Below are 1,688 nucleotides of genomic sequence, written 5' to 3' on the forward strand. Positions count from 1 at the left end.
GGCGAGACCGCCGAGCTGCTGGCGGCCGCAGGCGAGCGCAAGACCGCGGGCGAAACCGCCGTGCTCAACCGGTTCCAGGCGTTGCAGCAGTCGCTCAGCGGCGGCTACGACATCAGCGCGGGCGACCAGCACGGCGTGCTCACGGTGACGGTGACCGGCGAGGAAGGTCCGCAGCCGGTGGCCGACGCCGCCCGCCGGGTCGCCGAGCGGCTCGCCGAGCAGCGCAGCTACCTGGGCGAACGCTACCGCTCGATCTTCGCCGACTACCTGATCCGCGACCTGGCGGAGCGGCTACGCGGGCAGATGTGGGTGGCGGAGAACCTGTGCAAGCGGATGAACGAGGTGCTCGACGGCGCCCGCTCCAGCCAGGGCGTGCACGTGCAGCTGGAGTGGGAACCTGCGCCTTCGCTGGGCGACGACATCAAGCAGGCCATCGAGCTGGTGCGCACCCCGTTCGCCAACCGCAGCGAGGAGCAGGACGCGCTGCTGCGGCGCGTGTTCACCGATCTGATCGAGGCCGAGCGGGACAGCGCCACCGGCGGCTACGCGGAGATCCTTGCGCGGGCGCTGGACTACCGCTCGTGGTTCGCGTTCACCGTGCGGGTGCGCGATGTCGGGCCGGAGGGCAAGCCCCGGGTGCGGCGGCTGCGGCAGCTCTCCTCCGGCGAGACGCGGCTGATCTCCTACGTCACCCTGTTCGCCGCGGCGGCGGCGTTCTACGACGCGGTCAGCGTCGCCTCCGGTGATCGCGGGCCGCTGCGGCTGGTGCTGCTGGACGAGGCCTTCGAGCGGCTCGACGATCCGACGATCGCGCGGATGCTGGGCCTGCTGGTGGACCTGGACATGGACTGGTTGATCACCTGGCCCAGCGGTTGGGGCGTGTCGCCGAAGATCCCGAAGATGCACATCTACGACGTGCTGCGCCCCCGCAGCGGCCACGGCATCGCCTGCACGCACACCACGTGGGACGGCCGCGACATGGAGCGCGCCGAGACCTGACCCGGCGAACGAAGCGGACGTCCCCGCGGTATGCGGCGGCGCAGCTGCGGGATCTCCGGGCCGCTGCGGGGAAGGCATGCCTTGTCACGACTGTTCCGGACTCGGGTGCGGCGGACGTACGCCGTCCTCCGCTCCACGCACGTGGGCCGCTGCCCGGTCCGGCCGAACTCGCGGAGCGCTTCCCGAGTGATCGAAACTTCGGCGCCGACTACGCTGGTGCGCTGCGCCGAGAACGGCGGCAGGCCGAGCAGCCCCCGCCGGTGGTGACTTGTACGAACTCGCGGCAGAGGTGGGAAGCAGTGGGCGACGACCCCGGATCGGACGAGGTGCGCGCGGACGTCCGCGCGGTGTGGGGCGGCGAGCAGCTGCGGGATTTCTGGGCGGCTGCGCGGGAAGCGCTGGAGTCACCGCGGAACCCGGACAGGTTCAGCGTCGCGCTGCCGGACGAGCAGACCCGGCAGGCGGTCAGCGAGGTCTACGGCCGGTCGCTGTACCTCGGCCACTCCCGCATCATGGTGTCCAAATTGGACAAGGTGCTGCGCGAGGACACCCGCTTCGGCCTCGGTTTGGCGCAGGTGCTGGAGATCCTGCACGAGCGGCCCGTCGAACCGCGCGAGTCGCCGACCGCGGCGCGCGCCGAGAAGCGGGACCGCACCACCGAACCCGCCCTCGCCGCGCTCGCCGAGCAC

The 1,688-nt window shown here is 71.8% G+C and carries 2 protein-coding genes; both read left to right on the top strand.

The features are described 5' to 3' along the window. The coding region (locus IJH84_RS23865; RefSeq protein WP_295149280.1) for an SbcC/MukB-like Walker B domain-containing protein at positions 1-999 on the top strand (999 nt) is incomplete at its 5' end. A gap of 299 nt (positions 1,000-1,298) precedes the next feature. After that, the coding region (locus tag IJH84_RS23870; RefSeq protein ID WP_295149283.1) for a TIGR02679 domain-containing protein at positions 1,299-1,688 on the top strand (390 nt) is incomplete at its 3' end.

Source organism: Saccharopolyspora sp. (assembly GCF_017434145.1).
GTDB classification, from domain to species: Bacteria; Actinomycetota; Actinomycetes; order Mycobacteriales; family Pseudonocardiaceae; genus Saccharopolyspora_C; species Saccharopolyspora_C galaxeae.